Genomic DNA, 19,369 nt, shown 5'->3' on the forward strand with positions numbered 1-19,369 from the left:
CGACAGCGACCTGAGAGGGGTCGGGCTTTCGAGCCCGGCCCCTTTCGTCGTCCCGTCGCAAGCTGAGGGGCACCAGGGAGCTCTGCACGCGCCCTGGTGCGTCGGGACGTCCCGACGTACCGTGGAAGGGATGGCTTCCCCCGCACCGCCATTCACGAGATCCGCGATCCGCCCGGAGGTCCAGGCGCTCCGGGCCCTCGCGGTGGGCGTCGTGGTGCTCCACCACGGCTGGCCCGCCGTCGCCCCTGCCGGCTACATGGGGGTCGACGTGTTCTTCGTCGTCTCCGGCTTCCTCATCACGGGGATGCTCGTGCGGGAGGCCGAGGTCGAGGGGCGCGTCTCACTCGCCCGCTTCTACCTGCGCCGCGCGCGGCGCATCCTGCCGGCGGCGGTCGCCGTGCTCGTCGCCGTCTCGGCGCTCACGATCGCCGTCGTGCCGATGGAGGAGTGGCGGCGCTGGTTCCGGCACATCGTGGCGAGCGCCCTCTACTTCGAGAACTGGCAGCTCGCGATCGACTCGCAGATCCCGCGCCGCGCCGATCTGGAGTCGACGCCGGTGCAGCACTTCTGGTCGCTCTCGGTCGAGGAGCAGTTCTACCTCCTCTGGCCGCTCGCGGTCATCCTCGCCTTCGCGCTCGCAGTGAAGCTGGGGCGCTCCGGACGCACGTTGACGGTCGTGCTCCTCGGCGCGGTGACGGCCGCCTCCTTCGTGCACTCGATCCTGCTCACGGCGGCCGACGCGAACCTCGCCTACTTCGGCACCTTCGCGCGGGCGTGGGAGTTCGGCGCCGGCGCGCTGCTCGCACTCTGGGTGTCCCGGCACCGCGCCGCCGAGACGGTCCCGCGGCGCTGGACCCCGCAGCTGCGGAGCGCGGTCTCGTGGGCGGGGCTCGTCGCGATCCTCGTGCCGGTCGCCGTGTTCCGCGAGCCGGAGCTGTTCCCCGGCTTCGTGGTGCTCGCGCCCGTGCTCGGCACGGTCGCCGTGATCTGGGCGGGGATGCCGGAACCGGCCTGGTCGCCGGCGCGGATCGCGGCGTGGCGCCCGGTGCAGTGGACGGGCGACGTCTCGTACTCGCTCTACCTCTGGCACTGGCCGATTTTCATGTTCGCGCCGTACCTGACCGGCGTGCCGAGCCCGCCGTGGCTGATGGCGCTGCTCGTCGTGCTCGCCCTCGCCGTCTCGGCGGGGTCGAAGCGCTGGATCGAGGATCCGTTCCGGCGGGCGCGCGGGCGCGTGCTCGCACGGCCGACGCTCGTGCTCGGCGGCATCGCGACCGCGGTGGCGGTCGTCGTCGGCGCGGGGGTGGCGATGCCGGGGATCGCGGCCGAAGAGCGCGGCCGGGCCTGCGAGGCGCCGCAGCGCTGAGGCGGGGGCCTCAGCCCACCCGGGTGCCGTCGATCTCGGTGCTCACGTCGATCGCGCCCTCGACGCTGCGCCCGACGGTGCAGGCCTTCTCGATGGCTCGGGCCATGATGTCGATGAGCTTCGTGCGCTCCGCCTCCTCGAGGCCGGAGAGGTCGAGCACGAGCTCCTCGGCGATCGCCTCGTAGCGGTTGGATGCCTCCTCCGACTGCCCGTGCGCCCAGACCGTCAGTGCGAAGTCGTCGCCGAGCCGTCGGGCGGCGACGCGATCCGCGGAGAGGCCGACGCAGCCCGCGAGGGCGAGCTTCAGCAGCTCGCCCGGGGTGAAGTGCGCCCCGTCGAGCTCCGGCGCGCCGATCTCGACCGTCGCGCCGCGGGCGTTCCGACCGAGGTATCGGCGTGAGGAGCGGCGGGTGGCCGAGACGCTGCCCGGCCCTTCCTGGGTGCTCGGCTGCACGGTCGGATCGGTCATCGGGGGCCTCCCTGCGTCGTCGGTCGTTCTCCTCCATCATGCCCCGTGGAGGCCCGGGATTCCGGGGGAGGAGCCGCCGTAGCCGGGAGGCGCCTGGGAGTCGGGCGCGCGCGACACGCCCGGGTTGCACGGACCCGCCGGATATGGCAAACTCGTTGAGTTCAACATTTCGAACGGTGTGCCCCTGCGCGCCGTTCGGATCACTGCCAGGCAGTGCATAGCCCCCGGGTCCGCGAGGACCTCCGGCGTCAGGCTAGGCCGCAGGCAGCAGGACACGACAACCTCCATCATCGAGACCCGGGGCGACCTGTGTCTCCGGCCGGACGCGAGTCCGGGCGGGCGGAGGTGGCTCGAGGTCGAGCGTGTCGAGGCCATCGCAGCTGTTCGCAGCGCGCGGGGTGCCTTCGACAGGCTCGATGATCAGGCCGTTGACAGCAGAACAGTGGTGACAGGAACCACGCGGCGTCCAATGCCCTCGGAAGGGGTACGACGCCTTGACAGAGAGAGAGTTCGACATGGCGGGACAGAAGATCCGCATTCGACTGAAGTCGTATGACCACGAGGTCATCGACACCTCGGCGCGCAAGATCGTCGACACGGTGACCCGCGCGGGCGCCACGGTCGTCGGCCCCGTGCCGCTTCCGACCGAGAAGAACGTGGTGTGCGTCATCCGTTCGCCCCACAAGTACAAGGACAGCCGCGAGCACTTCGAGATGCGCACCCACAAGCGTGTAATCGACATCGTGGACCCGACGCCCAAGGCCGTCGACTCGCTCATGCGTCTCGACCTCCCGGCCGACGTCAACATCGAGATCAAGCTCTGAGGTTCGAAATGTCCACCGCTACCAAGAACGTGAAGGGTCTGCTCGGCACCAAGCTCGGCATGACCCAGGTCTGGGACGAGAACAACAAGGTCGTCCCGGTGACCGTCATCCAGATCGACCCCAACGTGGTCACCCAGATCCGCACCCCCGAGAAGGACGGCTACACCGCCGTGCAGATCGCGGCCGGTCAGATCGACCCGCGCAAGGTCACCCAGCCGCTGCAGGGCCACTTCCAGGCCGCCGGCGTCACCCCCCGCCGTCACGTCACGGAGATCCGCACCGCGGACGCCGCGTCGTACGAGGCGGGCCAGGAGCTCACCGTCGAGGGCACCTTCGAGGCCGGCCAGCTGGTCGACGTCGTCGGCACCTCGAAGGGCAAGGGCTTCGCCGGTGTCATGAAGCGCCACAACTTCAAGGGCGTCTCCGCTTCGCACGGTGCCCACCGCAACCACCGCAAGCCCGGTTCGATCGGTGCTTCGTCGACCCCGAGCCGTGTCTTCAAGGGCATGCGCATGGCCGGTCGCATGGGTGGCGAGCGCGTGACCGTGCTCAACCTCCGCGTGCACGCCGTCGACGCCGAGAAGGGCCTGCTGCTCGTCAAGGGCGCCGTCCCCGGTGCGCGCGGCCGTCTCGTGTTCGTCCGTAACGCTGTGAAGGGGGCGTAGTCCATGGCTACCGCCAACACCATCGACGTCCTCGACGTCACCGGCAAGAAGACCGGCACGGTCGAGCTCCCCGCCGAGCTCTTCGACGTGCAGACCAACGTGCCGCTCATCCACCAGGTCGTCGTCGCGCAGCGCGCCGCCGCCCGCCAGGGCACGCACAAGACCAAGAACCGCGGCGAGGTGTCGGGTTCGGGTCGCAAGCCGTTCAAGCAGAAGGGCACCGGCCGTTCGCGCCAGGGCTCGGTCCGCGCCCCGGAGCACACCGGTGGTGGCGTCGTGCACGGCCCGACCCCGCGCGACTACTCGCAGCGCACCCCCAAGAAGATGATCGCGGCCGCCCTGCTCGGCTCGCTCTCCGACCGCGCCCGCGGCGGCCGCATCCACGCGGTCGAGGGCTTCGCGGCCGGTGACGTGGCCAAGACGAAGGACGCCGTGGCGCTGCTCGGCAAGATCGCCCCGGCGAAGCACTTCCTCGTCGTCCTCGCCCGTGGCGAGGAGCTCTCGGAGCGCGCCGTCCGCAACATCCCGGCCGTGCACGTGATCGTCGCCGACCAGCTGAACGCGTACGACGTGCTCGTCTCCGACGACATCGTCTTCAGCACGGCCGCGCTCGAGGCGTTCGTCGCCGCGAAGCAGGCCAAGAAGGAAGAGGTCTCCGCATGAGCTCCGCCGCTTTCAACAAGAACCCGCGCGACATCATCATCGCGCCGGTCGTCTCGGAGAAGAGCTACGGCCTGATCGACGAGGGCAAGTACACGTTCATCGTGGACCCCCGCTCGAACAAGACCGAGATCAAGCTCGCCATCGAGAAGATCTTCAACGTGCAGGTCGCGTCGATCAACACCCTGAACCGTCAGGGCAAGACCCGTCGCACCCGGTTCGGGATCGGCAAGCGCAAGGACACCAAGCGCGCGATCGTCACCCTCAAGTCCGGTTCCATCGACATCTTCACGGCTGTCGGCTGAGGAGCGTAGAAAACAATGGCTATTCGTAAGTACAAGCCCACGACCCCCGGTCGTCGCGGTTCTTCGGTCTCGGACTTCGCCGAGATCACCCGTTCGACGCCCGAGAAGTCGCTGCTGCGCCCGCTCTCCAAGACCGGTGGCCGCAACAACCAGGGTCGCATCACCACCCGCCACATCGGCGGTGGCCACAAGCGCCAGTACCGCGTCATCGACTTCCGTCGCAACGACAAGGACGGCGTGCCCGCCAAGGTCGCGCACATCGAGTACGACCCGAACCGCACGGCGCGCATCGCGCTGCTGCACTTCGCGGACGGCACCAAGCGCTACATCCTGGCGCCGGCGAAGCTCCGTCAGGGCGACCTGATCGAGTCGGGCCCCGCGGCCGACATCAAGCCCGGCAACAACCTGCCGCTGCGCAACATCCCGACGGGTACCGTCGTCCACGCGATCGAGCTCCGTCCCGGCGGCGGCGCGAAGATGGCCCGTTCGGCGGGCGCCTCGGTGCGTCTCGTCGCGAAGGACGGCCCCTACGCCCAGCTGCGTCTGCCCTCGGGCGAGATCCGCAACGTCGATGCGCGCTGCCGCGCGACCATCGGCGAGGTCGGCAACGCCGAGCAGTCCAACATCAACTGGGGCAAGGCCGGCCGCAAGCGCTGGAAGGGCGTTCGCCCGACCGTCCGCGGTGTCGCCATGAACCCGGTCGACCACCCGCACGGTGGTGGTGAGGGCAAGACCTCCGGTGGTCGCCACCCGGTCAGCCCGTGGGGTCAGCCCGAGGGACGCACTCGTCGCCCCAACAAGGAAAGCGACAAGCTCATCGTCCGTCGTCGCACCGTCGGCAAGAAGCGCAAGTAGGAGTAAGAGAAGATGCCTCGCAGTCTTAAGAAGGGCCCCTTCGTCGACGAGCACCTGCTTCGCAAGGTCGTCGTCCAGAACGAAGCCGGCAGCAAGAACGTCATCAAGACGTGGTCGCGCCGCTCGATGATCATCCCGGCCATGCTCGGGCACACGATCGCCGTGCACGACGGCCGCAAGCACATCCCGGTGTTCGTCACCGAGACCATGGTGGGCCACAAGCTCGGCGAGTTCGCGCCCACCCGCACCTTCCGTGGACACGTGAAGGACGACAAGAAGGGCCGCCGCCGCTAGTCGCGGTGGTGTGAAGGAGGAAGAAATGGTGGAGTCGATCGCCCGCGTGCGACACATCCGCGTCACCCCCATGAAGGCTCGCCGCGTCGTCAACCTGATCCGCGGCAAGCAGGCTCAGGAGGCCCTGGCCATCCTGAAGTTCGCGCCCCAGAGCGCGAGCGAGCCGGTGTACAAGCTCGTCGCCTCGGCCATCGCGAACGCTCGCGTCAAGGCCGATGCCACGAACACCTACCTGGACGAGCAGGACCTGTACGTCGCGCGTGCATTCGTCGATGAGGGCACCACCCTCAAGCGTTTCCAGCCGCGTGCGCAGGGCCGTGCCTTCCGCATCAACAAGCGAACGAGCCACATCACCGTCGTGCTCGCCACGCCCGAGGAGGGTACGAAGTAATGGGTCAGAAGGTCAACCCGTACGGCTTCCGTCTGGGCATCACCACCGACCACGTGTCGCGGTGGTTCTCCGACTCGAACAAGCCCGGTCAGCGCTACGCCGACTACCTCGCCGAGGACGTCCGCATCCGCAAGATGCTGACCACCTCGCTCGACCGCGCGGGTGTCTCGCGCATCGAGATCGAGCGCACCCGCGACCGCGTCCGCGTGGACATCCACACGGCCCGCCCGGGTATCGTCATCGGCCGCCGCGGCGCCGAGGCCGAGCGCATCCGCGCCGACCTCGAGAAGCTCTCCGGCAAGCAGATCCAGCTGAACATCCTCGAGGTCAAGAACCCCGAGGCCGACGCCCAGCTCGTCGCGCAGGGCATCGCCGAGCAGCTCTCCGCTCGTGTGGCGTTCCGCCGCGCGATGCGCAAGGGTCTGCAGGGCGCGCAGCGCGCCGGCGCCAAGGGCGTCCGGATCCAGGTCTCCGGCCGTCTCGGCGGCGCCGAGATGAGCCGCTCGGAGTTCTACCGCGAGGGTCGTGTGCCGCTGCACACGCTGCGCGCGAACATCGACTACGGCTTCTACGAGGCCAAGACCACCTTCGGCCGCATCGGCGTGAAGGTCTGGATCTACAAGGGCGACATCACGAACAAGGAGCTCGCGCGCGAGCAGGCGGCCCAGAAGCCGTCGCGCGGCGACCGCGACCGTCCCCGCCGCGACCGCGCCCCCAAGGCTGCGGAGCCGGCGGCAGCAGGAGTTGAGGCGTAACCATGTTGATTCCCCGTCGAGTCAAGTACCGCAAGCAGCACCACCCGAAGCGCGACGGCGCCGCCACGGGCGGCACCAAGGTCAGCTTCGGTGAGTACGGCATCCAGGCCATCACCCCCGCCTACGTGACCAACCGTCAGATCGAGTCCGCTCGTATCGCCATGACGCGTCACATCAAGCGTGGCGGCAAGGTGTGGATCAACATCTACCCGGACCGTCCGCTCACGAAGAAGCCGGCCGAGACCCGCATGGGTTCCGGTAAGGGTTCGCCCGAGTGGTGGGTCGCCAACGTCAAGCCGGGTCGCGTCCTGTTCGAGGTCTCGGGCGTCTCCGAGGAGCTCGCACGCGAGGCCATGACCCGTGCCATCCACAAGCTGCCCCTCAAGGCACGCATCATCAAGCGCGAGGAGGGCGACGCGTAATGTCCGTCGGAACCAAGGGGCTCGAGACCGTCGAGCTCGACACCTTCGAAGACGAGCGTCTCGTCGACGAGCTGAAGAAGGCCAAGGAAGAGCTGTTCAACCTGCGCTTCCAGTCGGCCACCGGCCAGCTCGAGAGCCACGGCCGCCTCCGTGCGGTCAAGCGCGACATCGCCCGCATCTACACGGTGATCCGCGAGCGCGAGCTCGGCATCCGGGCCACCCCCGCCCCGGTCGAGGTCCCCGCCAAGGCCGAGAAGAAGACCAAGAAGGCCAAGGCCGCTGACGAGGCCGCCGACGCCGCAGAGACGAAGGAGGCCTGATCATGGCTGAGACCAAGAAGGCCGCCACGGCCGAGGTCGCCGAGACGGCCGAGCAGCGTCCGTACCGCAAGGTGCGCCGCGGCTACGTCGTCAGCGACAAGATGGACAAGACCATCGTCGTCGAGGTCGAGGACCGCGTGAAGCACCCGCTGTACGGCAAGGTCATGCGCCGCACCTCGAAGGTCAAGGCGCACGACGAGCAGAACACCGCCGGCATCGGCGACCTGGTCGTCATCTCCGAGACCCGGCCGCTCAGCGCCACCAAGCGCTGGCGCCTCGTCGAGATCGTCGAGAAGGCCAAGTAAGCCCCTGGGCTTGCTTCCGAGAAGGAGACTGAAGTGATTCAGCAGGAATCCCGGCTCAAGGTGGCCGACAACACGGGTGCGAAGGAACTCCTCACCATCCGTGTGCTCGGCGGCTCCAGCCGCCGCTACGCCGGCCTCGGCGACATCATCGTCGCGACGGTCAAGGACGCGATCCCCGGCGGCAACGTGAAGAAGGGCGACGTGGTCAAGGCCGTCGTCGTCCGCACCCGCAAGGAGACCCGTCGTCCCGACGGCTCCTACATCAAGTTCGACGAGAACGCTGCGGTGATCCTCAAGAACGACGGCGAGCCGCGCGGCACCCGTATCTTCGGCCCGGTGGGCCGCGAGCTGCGCGACAAGAAGTTCATGAAGATCATCTCGCTGGCTCCGGAGGTGCTCTAACCCATGGCGAACATCAAGAAGGGCGACCTGGTCCAGGTCATCTCCGGCCGCAGCCAGGCCCGCGGTGGAGACCGCGGCAAGCAGGGCAAGGTCATCGAGGTGCTGGTCGACCAGAACCGCGTCGTCGTCGAGGGCGTCAACTACGTCACGAAGCACGTGCGGGTCGGCCAGACCCAGCGCGGTTCGAAGACCGGCGGCATCGAGACCCATGAGGCCCCGATCCACGTCTCGAACGTCGCGATCGTCGACCCCGAGACCAAGAAGCCGACCCGCGTCGGCTTCCGCAACGAAACCGTGACGAAGGACGGGGTCACCAAGACCGTCCGCGTTCGTTACGCCAAGAAGTCAGGTAAGGACCTCTGATGACTGAGACTGCCGTGGCGGCTGGCAAAATCCAGCCCCGCCTGAAGCAGAAGTACCGCGAGGAGATCTCGAAGGGCCTCCTGGAGCAGTTCGGCTACACGAACGTGCACCAGGTCCCGGGTCTCGTCAAGATCGTCGTCAACATGGGTGTCGGCGAGGCCGCGCGCGATGGCAAGGTCATCGACGGCGCGATCGCCGACCTCACGAAGATCACCGGTCAGAAGCCGCAGGTCACGAAGGCCCGCAAGTCCATCGCGCAGTTCAAGCTGCGCGAGGGCCAGCAGATCGGCGCGCACGTCACGCTGCGCGGCGACCGCATGTGGGAGTTCCTCGACCGCCTCCTGTCGCTCGCGCTCCCGCGCATCCGCGACTTCCGCGGCCTGAGCGACCGTCAGTTCGACGGCAACGGCAACTACACCTTCGGTCTCTCGGAGCAGAGCGTGTTCCACGAGATCGATCAGGACAAGATCGACCGCGTTCGCGGCATGGACATCACCGTGGTGACCACCGCCAAGAACGACGAGGAGGGTCGCGCGCTGCTCAAGTCGCTCGGCTTCCCGTTCAAGCAGGTCGAGAACGCGTAGTAGACTCTACGAGTTTGTGCATGAGCCGGCACCGCTCCCCGAGCCAGTCGAGGGGAGCGGCGCCGGCACAGGCATTCGACGGTTCGCAACCGCGAACCGCACCACCACAGGTCAGTCCCCGTGTACCGGGTCCTGAAACCTGGTGAACGTTAGGAACACATCGTCATGACGATGACCGACCCGGTCGCTGACATGCTGACCCGTCTGCGGAACGCCAACTCCGCCCACCACGACGCGGTGTCGATGCCCCACTCCAAGCTGAAGGGCCACATCGCCGAGATCCTCAAGAACGAGGGCTACATCGCGGACTTCGAGGTGACCGACGCGCGAGTCGGCAAGACCCTCACGCTGAGCCTCAAGTTCGGCCCCAACCGCGAGCGCTCGATCGCCGGCATCAAGCGCGTCTCCAAGCCCGGTCTCCGCGTGTACGCGAAGTCGACCGAGCTCCCCAAGGTCCTCGGTGGCCTGGGCGTCGCGATCCTGTCCACTTCCAGCGGTCTGCTCACCGACCGCCAGGCCGAGAAGAAGGGCGTGGGTGGGGAAGTCCTCGCCTACGTGTGGTAAGTCCATGTCACGAATCGGACGACTCCCCATCGACATCCCCGCCGGTGTCGAGGTGAAGATCGACGGCTCCGCCGTCACCGTCAAGGGCCCGAAGGGCGAGCTCTCGCTCACCGTCGCGAGCCCCATCGAGGCCAAGGTCGATGGCGGCCAGGTCATCGTCAGCCGCCCGGACGACGAGCGCGAGTCGCGTTCGCTCCACGGCCTCACCCGCACGCTCATCGCCAACGACATCATCGGCGTCACCGAGGGCTACTCGAAGGGCCTCGAGATCGTCGGCACCGGCTACCGCGTGGCGCAGAAGGGCAGCGCGATCGAGTTCGCGCTCGGCTTCTCGCACCCGGTCGTCGTCGAGGCGCCCGCGGGCATCACCTTCGCGGTCGAGGGCAACACCAAGATCACCGTGTCGGGGATCTCGAAGCAGGCCGTCGGCGAGACCGCCGCCAACATCCGCAAGATCAAGAAGCCCGAGCCGTACAAGGGCAAGGGCATCCGCTACGCCGGCGAGGTCGTGCGTCGCAAGGCCGGAAAGGCTGGTAAGTAACCATGGCCGTGAAGAGCAAGTCGGCTGCGCGCTCGCGCCGCCACACCCGCCTTCGCAAGAAGATCGTCGGCACCGAGCTGCGTCCGCGCCTCGTCGTGACCCGTTCGGCCCGCCACGTCTTCGTGCAGGTCGTCGACGACGCCCAGGGCCGCACCGTGGCCTCCGCGTCGACCATGGAGGCCGACCTCCGCGCGTTCGACGGTGACAAGACCGCCAAGGCCAAGAAGGTCGGCGAGCTCGTCGCCGAGCGCGCCAAGCAGGCCGGCATCGCCGAGGTCGTCTTCGACCGCGGCGGCAACAAGTACGCCGGTCGTGTCGCGGCGATCGCCGATGGAGCGCGAGAGGCAGGGCTGAACCTGTGAGTGAGAACACTGTGAAGGAGACCGAGGTGGCCGCTGAGGCACCCGTCGAGACCGCTGCCGGTACCGAGCAGCAGCCCGAGCGCCGCGAGCGCGATGGCCGCCGTGGCGGCCGCGACCGCGGCCAGGGCGGTCGCGACCGCGGTGGCCGCGACGCCGAGAAGAGCCAGTTCCTCGAGCGCGTCGTCACCATCAACCGCGTGTCCAAGGTCGTCAAGGGCGGCCGTCGCTTCAGCTTCACGGCGCTCGTCGTCGTGGGCGATGGCAACGGGCTCGTCGGCGTCGGCTACGGCAAGGCGCGCGAGGTCCCGACGGCCATCTCGAAGGGCGTCGAGGAGGCGAAGAAGAACTTCTTCCGCGTCCCGCGCGTCGGCAGCACCATCCCGCACCCCGTGCAGGGTGAGGCGGCCGCCGGTGTCGTCCTCCTGCGTCCGGCGTCGCCCGGTACCGGTGTCATCGCCGGTGGTCCGGTCCGCGCCGTGCTCGAGTGCGCCGGCATCCACGACGTGCTGTCGAAGTCGCTCGGCTCGTCGAACACCATCAACATCGTGCACGCCACCGTCGAGTCGCTGAAGCAGCTCGAGGAGCCGCGCGCCGTCGCCGCCCGTCGTGGTCTCGACTACGACGAGGTCGCGCCCGCCCGTCTGCTGCGTGCCGAGGCCCAGGCGGCCGAGGCCGCCGCAGCAGCGAAGGCAGGTGCCTGATGGCCAAGCAGCTCAAGGTGACCCAGATCAAGTCCAAGGTGAGCGAGAAGCAGTACCAGCGCGACACGCTCCGCAGCCTCGGACTGAAGCGCATCGGCGACTCCGTCGTCCGTGAGGACACGCCGCAGAACCGCGGCTACGTCAAGACGGTCGCCCACCTCGTGAAGGTTGAGGAGATTGACTAATGGCTGACGAGAAGAACGTCGCCGAGGAGACCCCGAAGAAGGCTCCCGCGAAGAAGGCGCCGGCCAAGGCCGCCGCCGAGAAGGCGCCGGCCGCCAAGGCTCCGGCCAAGAAGGCCGCCGCCGCCAAGGCCGACACCGCTGAGAAGGCTCCGGCCGAGAAGGCGCCCGCCAAGAAGGCTCCGGCTAAGAAGTCGGCGCCGAAGGCCGAGGTCGTCGAGGCTCGCGAGCAGGTCCTGAAGGTGCACCACCTTCGTCCGGCTCCCGGTGCCAAGAAGGACAAGACCCGCGTCGGTCGCGGTGAGGGTTCGAAGGGCAAGACCGCCGGTCGCGGCACCAAGGGCACGAAGGCCCGCAACACGGTGCGCCCCGGCTTCGAGGGCGGCCAGCTTCCGTACCACATGCGTGCGCCGAAGCTCCGCGGCTTCAAGAACCCGTTCCGCGTCGAGTACCAGGCTGTGAACCTGGACAAGCTCGCGGCGCTCTACCCGAAGGGCGGCGACGTCACCGTCGCCGACCTCGTGGCCAAGGGCGTGGTCCGCAAGAACGAGCGCGTCAAGGTGCTCGGCAACGGCGACCTGCAGGTGAAGCTGAACGTCTCCGTCGACAAGGTCTCCGGCTCGGCCGAGCAGAAGATCGTCGCGGCGGGCGGCTCGGTCAAGTAACCGATCCACCATCGAAGTTCGAGCCTGTCGGGACCTCGCGTATGATTCACGGGGGTCCTGACAGGCTCGAATCGCATCCGGGCGCCGCGCCCGGCTGCAGTGTATGACGCTCCACGACGGAGCAACAGGAGGACGAGTGTTCAACGCGATCGGGCGGATCTTCCGCACGCCGGACCTGCGCCGGAAGATCGGCTTCACCCTGGGCATCATCGCCCTGTTCCGTCTGGGCTCGTTCATCCCCGCGCCGTTCGTGGACTTCTCGAACGTCCAGGCCTGCCTCGCGGCGAACCAGGGCGCCTCGGGCCTCTACGAGCTCGTCAACCTCTTCTCCGGCGGTGCGCTGCTGCAGCTGTCGATCTTCGCGCTCGGCATCATGCCGTACATCACCGCGTCGATCATCGTCCAGCTGCTCCGCGTCGTCATCCCGCACTTCGAGACCCTCTACAAGGAGGGCCAGGCGGGCCAGGGCAAGCTGACCCAGTACACCCGGTACCTCACGATCGCCCTCGGTGTGCTGCAGTCGACCACCCTGATCACGGTCGCCCGCTCGGGCGCGCTGTTCAGCGGCTCGGCCGACCCCTCCTGCTCGCAGCTGATCACGAACGACGCCTGGTACGCGATCCTCCTGATGGTCATCACGATGACCGCGGGCACCGGCCTCATCATGTGGATGGGCGAGCTCATCACCGAGCGCGGCATCGGCAACGGCATGTCGCTCCTCATCTTCACCTCGATCGCCTCGACCTTCCCCGGTTCGCTCTGGGCCATCGGCATCTCGCGCGGCTGGGACGTCTTCGCGATCGTCCTCGCGATCGGCCTCGTGGTCGTCGTCGCGGTGGTCTTCGTCGAGCAGTCGCAGCGGCGCGTCCCCGTCCAGTACGCGAAGCGCATGGTCGGGCGGCGCACCTACGGCGGCAACAACACGTACATCCCGATCAAGGTGAACATGGCCGGCGTCGTGCCCGTCATCTTCGCCTCGTCGCTGCTCTACCTGCCGGCGCTCATCGCGCAGTTCAACCAGCCGAAGGCGGGCGAGGAGATCCAGCCCTGGGTCGCGTGGATCACGAACTACCTGACCAAGGGCGACCACCCGCTCTACATGCTGCTGTACTTCCTGCTCATCGTGGGCTTCACCTACTTCTACGTCGCGATCACGTTCAACCCGGACGAGGTCTCCGAGAACATGAAGAAGTACGGCGGCTTCATCCCCGGCATCCGCGCGGGCCGCCCGACGGCCGAGTACCTCGACTACGTGCTCACGCGCATCACGTTCCCGGGCTCGCTCTACCTGGGCCTCATCGCCCTCATCCCGCTCATCGCCTTCGCGCTGGTCGGGGCCAACCAGAACTTCCCGTTCGGCGGTGCATCGATCCTGATCATCGTCGGCGTCGGTCTCGAGACCGTCAAGCAGATCGACGCGCAACTCCAGCAGCGACACTACGAAGGACTCCTCCGATGACCAGCGCCGACTCCGCCCGCTCTGCCCGCTTCCTCATCGTCGGCCCGCAGGGCTCCGGCAAGGGGACCCAGGGCGTGCTCGTCGCCGCGGCGTTCGACGTGCCGCAGATCGCGACCGGCGACATCTTCCGTGCGAACGTGAAGGGCGGCACCGAGCTCGGCAAGCAGGTGCAGTCGATCATCGAGGCCGGCGACCTGGTGCCCGACGAGCTCACGAGTGCGCTCGTCGCCGACCGGCTCGCCCAGCCCGATGCGGCCGAGGGCTTCCTCCTCGACGGCTATCCGCGCAACCGCGGTCAGGTCGCCGACCTGGACGCCTTCCTCGAGCCCCGCGGCGAGGCGCTCGACGCCGTCATCGAGCTCGAGGTGCCCCGTGAGGAGTCGATCGCCCGGCTGCGCCAGCGCGCCGTCGAGCAGGGCCGCACCGACGACACCGAAGAGGTCATCGCGAACCGGCTGGCGATCTACGAGCGCGAGACCGCGCCGATCCTCGACGTCTACCGCGCCCGCGGCATCGTCGTGCGCATCGACGGCGTCGGCTCGCTCGACGAGGTCACCACCCGCATCTTCGAGTCGCTCGCGGCTCGCGGCCTCGCGCCGGTGCACCCGGGCGCCCTCGCCTGAGCCCGTGTTCCGCCGCTCGATCCTGAAGTCGCCGGCCGAGCTCCGCGCGATGCGCGCGGCCGGCGAGGTGACGGCGGCGGCCCTCGCCGAGGCGCGCGCGCTGATCGCAGTCGGGGCGACGCCGCTCGAGCTCGACGCCGCCGCCGAGCGGCTCATCCTCGATCGCGGCGGCCGCTCGAACTTCCAGCTGGAGCCCGGCTACCGCCACACGCTCTGCGTCTCGGTCGACGACGACGTGGTGCACGGCATCCCGGGAGACCGGCCGTTCCGGCCCGGCGACCTCGTCTCGGTCGACGGCGGCGCCGAGGTCGACGGCTGGAACGGCGACGCCGCCTTCTCGGTGGTGCTCGACGACCCCGAGCGCCCGGATGTCGTCGCGGCCCGCCGCGAGCTCGTGCGGGTCGCCGAGCTCGGGCTCTGGACGGGCATCGCGACGCTCGCGAGCGCGCGCCACCTGAACGAGGTCGGCGCTGCGATCGAGGACGCGGTCGTCGCGGAGGCGGATGCCCCGGGCGGCACCGGCCGAGAGTACGGCATCCTGCTCGACTACGTCGGGCACGGCATCGGCCGGCGCATGCACGAGGAACCGCCGGTGTTCAACTACCGCGTCGATCGCCGTGGGCCGGCGGTGAAGCCGGGGCTCGTCGTCGCCATCGAGCCGATGATCGTCGCGGGCTCGATCGAGACGTTCGTGCGCGACGACGGCTGGACCGTGACGACCGCCGACGGCTCGGACGCCGCGCACGTCGAGCACTCCGTCGCGGTGCACGCGGACGGCATCTGGGTGCTCACGGCCGAGGACGGCGGGGCAGCCGGGCTCGCGCCCTTCGGCGTGACGCCGGTCCCCATCCCCTGAGCGCCACGACCCGAGCCGGGCGGCCGCGCACGGCCTCCACCGTTCCTCCCTGCGCGTCCGCGGGCTATGGTGAACGAGGAGCAAGGGACGCCACCGACGGGGGAGGACCGCATGCGCGAGATCCAGGGCATCGGCATCGGGCAGGGGATCGCGGTCGGGCCCGTCGTGCGCATGGCCGAGCCGCTCCCAGCGCCGGAGGACCGAGCGAGCGGGTTCGACGCGTCCCAGGAGGAGGAGCGGGCGCGCACGTCCCTCGCCGCTGTCGCCGACGAACTGCAGCGCCGGGGCGCGCGGGCCGGCGGCGCCGCGAAGGACGTCCTCGAGGCCCAGGCCATGATGGCCGGCGACCCGAGCCTCATCACCGACGTCGTGAAGCGGCTGGCCGAGGGCAAGACCGCCGAGCGCGCCGTCTACGAGGCCTTCGCCGCCTTCCGCGACGTGCTCGCCGGAATGGGCGGGTATCTCGGCGAGCGGGCGGCCGACCTCGACGACGTCTCGCAGCGGGTGGTCGCGCACCTCCTCGAGCTGCCGGCGCCCGGGGTGCCCGACCCGGGCCATCCCTTCGTCCTCGTCGCGCGCGACCTCGCGCCGGCCGATACCGCGGTGCTCGACCTCGAGCAGGTGCTCGCGCTCGTCACGGTCGACGGCGGCCCGACCTCGCACACCGCGATCCTCGCGCGGGAGCAGTCCATCGTCGCGATCGTGGGCGCCGCCGGCGCCGCAGGGCTCGTCGACGGCGAGCAGGTGCTCGTCGACGCCGAGCACGACGTCGTCGTGGTGGCGCCGAGCGAGGCGCAGCTCGCCGAGGCGCGCGAGCGCAGCGCGGCCCGACGGCTCGCCGCGGAGGCGCCCATCACGCCCGGGGCGCTCGCCGACGGCGCCCCGGTGCCGCTCCTCGCCAACCTCGGCTCGGTCGGGGGCGCGGCGGAGGCCTTGCGGCTGGGCGCGGAGGGGGTCGGCCTCTTCCGCACCGAGTTCCTCTTCCTCGACGCCGATCGGGCGCCGAGCGTCGCCGAGCAGCAGGAGCAGTACACGAAGCTGCTCAACGAGTTCGCCGGCAAGAAGGTCGTCGTGCGGGTGCTCGACGCGGGCGCCGACAAGCCGCTCGCCTTCCTGAACGACGCCGAGGAGGAGAATCCGGCGCTCGGGCTCCGCGGCATCCGCGCGCTGCGCCGGTCCGAAGCCGTCCTGCGCGAGCAGCTCACGGCGCTCGCCGCCGCCGACGCGGCGACCGACGCCGAGCTCTGGGTCATGGCGCCGATGATCGCGACGGTCGAGGAGACCCGGTACTTCACCGCGCTGGCCGCGGAGCTCGGCATCCGCACCGCGGGCGTCATGATCGAGGTGCCCGCCGCGGCGCTGCTGGCCGACCGCGTGCTGGACGCCTGCGCCTTCGCCTCGATCGGCACGAACGACCTCACCCAGTACACGATGGCCGCCGACCGCCTGCTGGGCACGGTCGCCCAGCTGCAGAGCCCGTGGCATCCGGCCGTGCTCCGCCTCATCGAGGAGGTCGGCGCCGCCGGGGCGCGCACCGGCACGCCCGTGGGGATCTGCGGCGAGGCCGCCGCCGACCCCCTGCTCGCCGTCGTCCTCGTGGGCCTCGGCGCCACCAGCCTGTCGATGTCGCCGTCGGCGCTCGCGGACGTGCGCGCCTCGCTCGCGCGCTACGGTCTGGAGGATGCCCGGGCCATCGCCGGGGCCGCGCTGGCGACCGAGGGCGCGGCCGAGGCCAAGCGGGCGGCGACGGCCGCCGCCGAATCGGTGCGCGGCCGCTCGGTTGGCGATTCGTCCGCGAGTGGTCTACAGTAGATCCTTGGTGTTCTGCACCTGCGCTGCGGCATGCGCCGACAGGGCGTCAGAGGTGCGGAACCATCGCACGACCGACCACCTTTACCCCAAGCGATAGTGAGGCTATGGCCAAGAAAGACGGTGTCATCGAGATCGAGGGCTCGGTCATCGAGGCGCTCCCGAACGCAATGTTCCGCGTCGAGCTGACCAACGGCCACAAGGTGCTGGCCCACATCTCCGGCAAGATGCGGCAGCACTACATCCGCATCCTCCCGGAGGACCGCGTCATCGTGGAGCTGAGCCCCTACGACCTGACCCGCGGGCGCATCGTCTACCGCTACAAGTAAAGGCTGTCGGAAAGTAACGGCCCGCGGCATCCCGCGGGTACGAGGACAGCGAATCGAAGGAAACATCCCTCATGAAGGTGAACCCCAGCGTCAAGCCGATCTGCGATCACTGCAAGGTGATCCGCCGTCACGGCCGCGTCATGGTCATCTGCAAGTCGAACCCGCGCCACAAGCAGCGCCAGGGCTGACCTGCGGCGGTCCGTGCCGCGCACGGATCCGCGACAACTGAACACGGCAGTGCCAGAACCCGCCGCCCGACGACTCGGGAGCGGGGGACACCTCGGGAGGAGGCCCGGGCACCGGCACTGCTTCACACCTCCACTCACTCACAGGAGAAGCCACCATGGCACGTCTGGCAGGAGTCGACATCCCGCGCGAGAAGCGCGTGGAGATCGCACTGACCTACATCTACGGCGTCGGCCGCACCCGTGCGCTGCAGACGCTCGCGGACACCGGCATCGACGGCAACATCCGCGTCAAGGACCTCAGCGACGACCAGCTCGTCGCGCTGCGCGACTACATCGAGGGCAACTACAAGGTGGAGGGTGACCTTCGCCGCGAGGTCGCCGCCGACATCCGCCGCAAGGTCGAGATCGGCTCGTACGAGGGCCTCCGCCACCGTCGCGGCCTCCCGGTCCGCGGCCAGCGCACCAAGACCAACGCTCGTACCCGCAAGGGCCCGAAGCGCACCGTCGCCGGCAAGAAGAAGGCCGGCCGCAAGTAACCGCTTGTCGCCAGATCTAGGAGATTTCGAACATGGCAGCACCCAAGGCGGCTACTCGCAAGCCGCGCAAGAAGGAAAAGAAGAACATCGCCGTGGGCCAGGCCCACATCAAGTCGACGTTCAACAACACGATCGTCTCGATCACCGACACCAACGGTGCCGTGATCAGCTGGGCCTCCTCCGGCGGCGTCGGCTTCAAGGGCTCGCGCAAGTCGACCCCGTTCGCCGCGCAGCTGGCGGCCGAGTCGGCCGCCCGCCAGGCGCAGGAGCACGGCATGAAGAAGGTCGACGTCTTCGTCAAGGGCCCGGGCTCGGGTCGTGAGACCGCCATCCGCTCGCTCCAGGCCGCGGGCCTCGAGGTCGGCAGCATCAACGACGTGACGCCCCAGGCGCACAACGGCTGCCGCCCGCCGAAGCGCCGTCGCGTCTGACCCTCCGTCCCCGCCCCCGGGCGGCGCCCTCGCGGCGTCGCCCGGGGTGCGGGCCGTTCTCTCACAACTCAAGATCCTTCAAGAACTGCTCGGTGTCATATAGCGGACACCCTGCCGAAAGGAATCCACAGTGCTGATCGCACAGCGCCCGACGCTCACCGAAGAGAACATCTCGGAGTTCCGTTCGCGGTTCGTGATCGAGCCCCTCGAGCCGGGCTTCGGTTACACCCTGGGCAACTCGCTCCGTCGCACCCTCCTCTCCTCGATCCCGGGGGCGGCCGTCACGAGCATCCGCATCGACGGCGTGCTGCACGAGTTCTCGACCGTGCCCGGCGTCAAGGAGGATGTCACCGAGATCATCCTCAACATCAAGAACCTGGTCGTCTCCAGCGAGCACGACGAGCCCATCACCGCCTACCTGCGCAAGCAGGGCGCCGGTGAGGTCACCGCCGCCGACATCTCGGCCCCGGCCGGCGTCGAGGTGCACAACCCCGAGCTCGTCATCGCGACCCTGAACGACGCCGCGAAGTTCGAGCTCGAGCTCACCATCGAGCGCGGCCGCGGCTACGTGTCGGCCCAGCAGAACCGCAACGAGTACAGCGAGGCGGGCCAGATCCCGATCGACTCGATCTACTCGCCGGTCCTGAAGGTCACCTACCGCGTCGAGGCCACCCGTGCCGGCGAGCGCACCGACTTCGACCGCCTCGTGGTCGACGTCGAGTCGAAGCCGGCCATCTCGCCGCGCGACGCGATCGCCTCGGCCGGCCGCACGCTGGTCGAGCTGTTCGGTCTCGCCCGCGAGCTGAACACCGCGGCCGAGGGCATCGAGATCGGCCCCGCGCCGGTCGACGCCGTGCTCTCGAGCGAGCTCTCGATCCCGATCGAGGACCTCGACCTCTCGGTGCGCAGCTACAACTGCCTGAAGCGCGAGGGCATCAACACGGTGTCCGAGCTCGTCGCCCTCTCGGAGTCGCAGCTCATGAACATCCGCAACTTCGGCCAGAAGTCGGTCGACGAGGTCAAGGACAAGCTCACGGAGATGGGGCTGGCCCTCAAGGACTCGGTTCCCGGCTTCGACGGCGCCCACTTCTACACGGGCTTCGACGACGAGAACTAAGCGGTAGCGCCGCCCTAACCCCCCAA

31 protein-coding genes are annotated in these 19,369 nt (G+C 69.1%); 30 read left to right on the forward strand and 1 reads right to left on the reverse strand.

The genetic code is table 11. The annotated features are described in order from the left end of the window. Positions 1-130 precede the first annotated feature (130 nt). Positions 131-1,366, forward strand: coding sequence for an acyltransferase family protein (locus tag MTP13_RS09285; RefSeq protein ID WP_243567466.1), 1,236 nt, complete (start codon positions 131-133; stop codon positions 1,364-1,366). 10 nt (positions 1,367-1,376) lie between these two features. Here the strand turns inward: MTP13_RS09285 and MTP13_RS09290 are convergent, their stop codons facing one another. After that, positions 1,377-1,835, reverse strand: coding sequence for an OsmC family protein (locus MTP13_RS09290; RefSeq protein ID WP_243567467.1), 459 nt, complete (start codon positions 1,833-1,835; stop codon positions 1,377-1,379). A gap of 515 nt (positions 1,836-2,350) precedes the next feature. On the opposite strand from MTP13_RS09290, the gene rpsJ reads away from it, so the two are divergent. From rpsJ to MTP13_RS09435, 29 genes are all read left to right on the forward strand, one after another. Then, positions 2,351-2,659 (forward strand): 30S ribosomal protein S10, encoded by a 309-nt coding sequence (gene rpsJ, locus MTP13_RS09295; protein WP_087135818.1) that lies wholly within the window; start codon positions 2,351-2,353, stop codon positions 2,657-2,659. Between the two features lie 8 nt (positions 2,660-2,667). Further along, positions 2,668-3,324: a 50S ribosomal protein L3 gene (rplC, locus tag MTP13_RS09300; RefSeq protein ID WP_189083711.1), complete on the forward strand. Its 657-nt coding sequence runs from the start codon at positions 2,668-2,670 to the stop codon at positions 3,322-3,324. A gap of 3 nt (positions 3,325-3,327) precedes the next feature. Continuing rightward, on the forward strand, positions 3,328-3,987 hold the full coding sequence (rplD, locus tag MTP13_RS09305) for a 50S ribosomal protein L4 (protein ID WP_243567468.1): 660 nt from the start codon (positions 3,328-3,330) through the stop codon (positions 3,985-3,987). Then, entirely contained in the window at positions 3,984-4,289 is a 306-nt protein-coding gene (gene rplW, locus MTP13_RS09310) for a 50S ribosomal protein L23 (RefSeq protein WP_189083713.1), read from the forward strand. Before rplD ends, rplW begins: the two co-directional genes overlap by 4 nt. A gap of 15 nt (positions 4,290-4,304) precedes the next feature. Continuing rightward, on the forward strand, positions 4,305-5,144 hold the full coding sequence (gene rplB / locus MTP13_RS09315) for a 50S ribosomal protein L2 (protein WP_189083714.1): 840 nt from the start codon (positions 4,305-4,307) through the stop codon (positions 5,142-5,144). Positions 5,145-5,156: 12 nt separating this feature from the next. Then, a complete protein-coding gene (gene rpsS, locus MTP13_RS09320; protein WP_022889728.1) occupies positions 5,157-5,438 on the forward strand; it encodes a 30S ribosomal protein S19 in 282 nt (93 codons plus the stop codon). A gap of 25 nt (positions 5,439-5,463) precedes the next feature. After that, a complete protein-coding gene (rplV, locus tag MTP13_RS09325) occupies positions 5,464-5,829 on the forward strand; it encodes a 50S ribosomal protein L22 (RefSeq protein ID WP_189083715.1) in 366 nt (121 codons plus the stop codon). Continuing rightward, the gene (gene rpsC, locus MTP13_RS09330; RefSeq protein WP_243567469.1) at positions 5,829-6,584 is read left to right on the forward strand and encodes a 30S ribosomal protein S3; all 756 of its coding nucleotides are present in this window, start codon (positions 5,829-5,831) and stop codon (positions 6,582-6,584) included. The genes rplV and rpsC overlap by 1 nt, the downstream gene beginning before the upstream one ends. A gap of 2 nt (positions 6,585-6,586) precedes the next feature. Next, positions 6,587-7,006 carry a 50S ribosomal protein L16 gene (gene rplP, locus MTP13_RS09335; RefSeq protein ID WP_189083717.1) on the forward strand — a complete coding sequence of 140 codons (420 nt, stop codon included), beginning with the start codon at positions 6,587-6,589 and terminating at the stop codon, positions 7,004-7,006. Next, positions 7,006-7,326, forward strand: coding sequence for a 50S ribosomal protein L29 (gene rpmC, locus MTP13_RS18210; RefSeq protein ID WP_189083718.1), 321 nt, complete (start codon positions 7,006-7,008; stop codon positions 7,324-7,326). Before rplP ends, rpmC begins: the two co-directional genes overlap by 1 nt. Positions 7,327-7,328: 2 nt before the next feature. Beyond that, positions 7,329-7,631 carry a 30S ribosomal protein S17 gene (gene rpsQ, locus MTP13_RS09345; RefSeq protein WP_189083719.1) on the forward strand — a complete coding sequence of 101 codons (303 nt, stop codon included), beginning with the start codon at positions 7,329-7,331 and terminating at the stop codon, positions 7,629-7,631. A gap of 33 nt (positions 7,632-7,664) precedes the next feature. Next, complete coding sequence (rplN, locus tag MTP13_RS09350; RefSeq protein WP_243567470.1) at positions 7,665-8,033, forward strand: 50S ribosomal protein L14; 369 nt, start codon at positions 7,665-7,667, stop codon at positions 8,031-8,033. Between the two features lie 3 nt (positions 8,034-8,036). Next, a complete protein-coding gene (gene rplX / locus MTP13_RS09355; RefSeq protein ID WP_189083721.1) occupies positions 8,037-8,396 on the forward strand; it encodes a 50S ribosomal protein L24 in 360 nt (119 codons plus the stop codon). Beyond that, complete coding sequence (rplE, locus tag MTP13_RS09360; protein ID WP_243567471.1) at positions 8,396-8,980, forward strand: 50S ribosomal protein L5; 585 nt, start codon at positions 8,396-8,398, stop codon at positions 8,978-8,980. The genes rplX and rplE overlap by 1 nt, the downstream gene beginning before the upstream one ends. Positions 8,981-9,145: 165 nt before the next feature. Then, on the forward strand, positions 9,146-9,544 hold the full coding sequence (gene rpsH, locus MTP13_RS09365) for a 30S ribosomal protein S8 (protein ID WP_243567472.1): 399 nt from the start codon (positions 9,146-9,148) through the stop codon (positions 9,542-9,544). Between the two features lie 4 nt (positions 9,545-9,548). Next, positions 9,549-10,085, forward strand: coding sequence for a 50S ribosomal protein L6 (gene rplF, locus MTP13_RS09370; RefSeq protein WP_243567473.1), 537 nt, complete (start codon positions 9,549-9,551; stop codon positions 10,083-10,085). Positions 10,086-10,087: 2 nt separating this feature from the next. After that, positions 10,088-10,447 carry a 50S ribosomal protein L18 gene (rplR, locus tag MTP13_RS09375; protein ID WP_243567474.1) on the forward strand — a complete coding sequence of 120 codons (360 nt, stop codon included), beginning with the start codon at positions 10,088-10,090 and terminating at the stop codon, positions 10,445-10,447. Continuing rightward, complete coding sequence (gene rpsE / locus MTP13_RS09380) at positions 10,444-11,148, forward strand: 30S ribosomal protein S5 (protein ID WP_372458675.1); 705 nt, start codon at positions 10,444-10,446, stop codon at positions 11,146-11,148. The genes rplR and rpsE overlap by 4 nt, the downstream gene beginning before the upstream one ends. Next, a complete protein-coding gene (rpmD, locus tag MTP13_RS09385; protein WP_067948559.1) occupies positions 11,148-11,333 on the forward strand; it encodes a 50S ribosomal protein L30 in 186 nt (61 codons plus the stop codon). The genes rpsE and rpmD overlap by 1 nt, the downstream gene beginning before the upstream one ends. Further along, positions 11,333-11,995 carry a 50S ribosomal protein L15 gene (gene rplO, locus MTP13_RS09390; RefSeq protein ID WP_243567475.1) on the forward strand — a complete coding sequence of 221 codons (663 nt, stop codon included), beginning with the start codon at positions 11,333-11,335 and terminating at the stop codon, positions 11,993-11,995. Before rpmD ends, rplO begins: the two co-directional genes overlap by 1 nt. Positions 11,996-12,131: 136 nt before the next feature. Continuing rightward, on the forward strand, positions 12,132-13,454 hold the full coding sequence (gene secY, locus MTP13_RS09395) for a preprotein translocase subunit SecY (RefSeq protein WP_243567476.1): 1,323 nt from the start codon (positions 12,132-12,134) through the stop codon (positions 13,452-13,454). After that, positions 13,451-14,077, forward strand: coding sequence for an adenylate kinase (locus MTP13_RS09400; protein ID WP_243567477.1), 627 nt, complete (start codon positions 13,451-13,453; stop codon positions 14,075-14,077). The genes secY and MTP13_RS09400 overlap by 4 nt, the downstream gene beginning before the upstream one ends. Positions 14,078-14,126: 49 nt before the next feature. Next, positions 14,127-14,933 (forward strand): type I methionyl aminopeptidase, encoded by an 807-nt coding sequence (gene map / locus MTP13_RS09405; protein ID WP_243570795.1) that lies wholly within the window; start codon positions 14,127-14,129, stop codon positions 14,931-14,933. Between the two features lie 111 nt (positions 14,934-15,044). Continuing rightward, positions 15,045-16,745, forward strand: coding sequence for a phosphoenolpyruvate--protein phosphotransferase (gene ptsP / locus MTP13_RS09410; protein ID WP_243567478.1), 1,701 nt, complete (start codon positions 15,045-15,047; stop codon positions 16,743-16,745). Between the two features lie 104 nt (positions 16,746-16,849). Further along, complete coding sequence (gene infA, locus MTP13_RS09415) at positions 16,850-17,071, forward strand: translation initiation factor IF-1 (RefSeq protein WP_011186713.1); 222 nt, start codon at positions 16,850-16,852, stop codon at positions 17,069-17,071. 71 nt (positions 17,072-17,142) lie between these two features. Next, the gene (rpmJ, locus tag MTP13_RS09420; protein ID WP_005050492.1) at positions 17,143-17,259 is read left to right on the forward strand and encodes a 50S ribosomal protein L36; all 117 of its coding nucleotides are present in this window, start codon (positions 17,143-17,145) and stop codon (positions 17,257-17,259) included. Between the two features lie 155 nt (positions 17,260-17,414). Beyond that, positions 17,415-17,795 (forward strand): 30S ribosomal protein S13, encoded by a 381-nt coding sequence (rpsM, locus tag MTP13_RS09425; protein ID WP_243567479.1) that lies wholly within the window; start codon positions 17,415-17,417, stop codon positions 17,793-17,795. Between the two features lie 32 nt (positions 17,796-17,827). Then, the gene (gene rpsK / locus MTP13_RS09430) at positions 17,828-18,226 is read left to right on the forward strand and encodes a 30S ribosomal protein S11 (protein ID WP_022889749.1); all 399 of its coding nucleotides are present in this window, start codon (positions 17,828-17,830) and stop codon (positions 18,224-18,226) included. 130 nt (positions 18,227-18,356) lie between these two features. Next, on the forward strand, positions 18,357-19,343 hold the full coding sequence (locus MTP13_RS09435; protein WP_243567480.1) for a DNA-directed RNA polymerase subunit alpha: 987 nt from the start codon (positions 18,357-18,359) through the stop codon (positions 19,341-19,343). The last annotated feature ends 26 nt before the right edge of the window (positions 19,344-19,369 follow it).

The sequence above is a fragment of the Agromyces soli genome, assembly GCF_022811605.1.
Taxonomy (GTDB): Bacteria; Actinomycetota; Actinomycetes; order Actinomycetales; family Microbacteriaceae; genus Agromyces; species Agromyces soli.

What these genes read in the sequence shown, in the direction of transcription:
- ptsP (WP_243567478.1), top strand. Translation starts at nt 15,045, where the DNA reads ATGCGCGAGATCCAGGGCATCGGCATCGGGCAGGGGATCGCGGTCGGG.
- rpsQ (WP_189083719.1), top strand. Translation starts at nt 7,329, where the DNA reads ATGGCTGAGACCAAGAAGGCCGCCACGGCCGAGGTCGCCGAGACGGCC.
- rpmJ (WP_005050492.1), top strand. Translation starts at nt 17,143, where the DNA reads ATGAAGGTGAACCCCAGCGTCAAGCCGATCTGCGATCACTGCAAGGTG.
- rpsM (WP_243567479.1), top strand. Translation starts at nt 17,415, where the DNA reads ATGGCACGTCTGGCAGGAGTCGACATCCCGCGCGAGAAGCGCGTGGAG.
- MTP13_RS09290 (WP_243567467.1), bottom strand. Translation starts at nt 1,835, where the DNA reads ATGACCGATCCGACCGTGCAGCCGAGCACCCAGGAAGGGCCGGGCAGC.
- infA (WP_011186713.1), top strand. Translation starts at nt 16,850, where the DNA reads ATGGCCAAGAAAGACGGTGTCATCGAGATCGAGGGCTCGGTCATCGAG.
- rplR (WP_243567474.1), top strand. Translation starts at nt 10,088, where the DNA reads ATGGCCGTGAAGAGCAAGTCGGCTGCGCGCTCGCGCCGCCACACCCGC.
- rpmD (WP_067948559.1), top strand. Translation starts at nt 11,148, where the DNA reads ATGGCCAAGCAGCTCAAGGTGACCCAGATCAAGTCCAAGGTGAGCGAG.
- rplV (WP_189083715.1), top strand. Translation starts at nt 5,464, where the DNA reads ATGGTGGAGTCGATCGCCCGCGTGCGACACATCCGCGTCACCCCCATG.
- rplW (WP_189083713.1), top strand. Translation starts at nt 3,984, where the DNA reads ATGAGCTCCGCCGCTTTCAACAAGAACCCGCGCGACATCATCATCGCG.
- rpsK (WP_022889749.1), top strand. Translation starts at nt 17,828, where the DNA reads ATGGCAGCACCCAAGGCGGCTACTCGCAAGCCGCGCAAGAAGGAAAAG.
- rpsC (WP_243567469.1), top strand. Translation starts at nt 5,829, where the DNA reads ATGGGTCAGAAGGTCAACCCGTACGGCTTCCGTCTGGGCATCACCACC.
- rplE (WP_243567471.1), top strand. Translation starts at nt 8,396, where the DNA reads ATGACTGAGACTGCCGTGGCGGCTGGCAAAATCCAGCCCCGCCTGAAG.
- rplB (WP_189083714.1), top strand. Translation starts at nt 4,305, where the DNA reads ATGGCTATTCGTAAGTACAAGCCCACGACCCCCGGTCGTCGCGGTTCT.
- rplP (WP_189083717.1), top strand. Translation starts at nt 6,587, where the DNA reads ATGTTGATTCCCCGTCGAGTCAAGTACCGCAAGCAGCACCACCCGAAG.
- rplF (WP_243567473.1), top strand. Translation starts at nt 9,549, where the DNA reads ATGTCACGAATCGGACGACTCCCCATCGACATCCCCGCCGGTGTCGAG.
- MTP13_RS09400 (WP_243567477.1), top strand. Translation starts at nt 13,451, where the DNA reads ATGACCAGCGCCGACTCCGCCCGCTCTGCCCGCTTCCTCATCGTCGGC.
- rpsJ (WP_087135818.1), top strand. Translation starts at nt 2,351, where the DNA reads ATGGCGGGACAGAAGATCCGCATTCGACTGAAGTCGTATGACCACGAG.
- map (WP_243570795.1), top strand. Translation starts at nt 14,127, where the DNA reads ATGCGCGCGGCCGGCGAGGTGACGGCGGCGGCCCTCGCCGAGGCGCGC.
- rplD (WP_243567468.1), top strand. Translation starts at nt 3,328, where the DNA reads ATGGCTACCGCCAACACCATCGACGTCCTCGACGTCACCGGCAAGAAG.
- rpsH (WP_243567472.1), top strand. Translation starts at nt 9,146, where the DNA reads ATGACGATGACCGACCCGGTCGCTGACATGCTGACCCGTCTGCGGAAC.
- MTP13_RS09285 (WP_243567466.1), top strand. Translation starts at nt 131, where the DNA reads ATGGCTTCCCCCGCACCGCCATTCACGAGATCCGCGATCCGCCCGGAG.
- rpmC (WP_189083718.1), top strand. Translation starts at nt 7,006, where the DNA reads ATGTCCGTCGGAACCAAGGGGCTCGAGACCGTCGAGCTCGACACCTTC.
- rplX (WP_189083721.1), top strand. Translation starts at nt 8,037, where the DNA reads ATGGCGAACATCAAGAAGGGCGACCTGGTCCAGGTCATCTCCGGCCGC.
- rplO (WP_243567475.1), top strand. Translation starts at nt 11,333, where the DNA reads ATGGCTGACGAGAAGAACGTCGCCGAGGAGACCCCGAAGAAGGCTCCC.
- rpsS (WP_022889728.1), top strand. Translation starts at nt 5,157, where the DNA reads ATGCCTCGCAGTCTTAAGAAGGGCCCCTTCGTCGACGAGCACCTGCTT.
- rplC (WP_189083711.1), top strand. Translation starts at nt 2,668, where the DNA reads ATGTCCACCGCTACCAAGAACGTGAAGGGTCTGCTCGGCACCAAGCTC.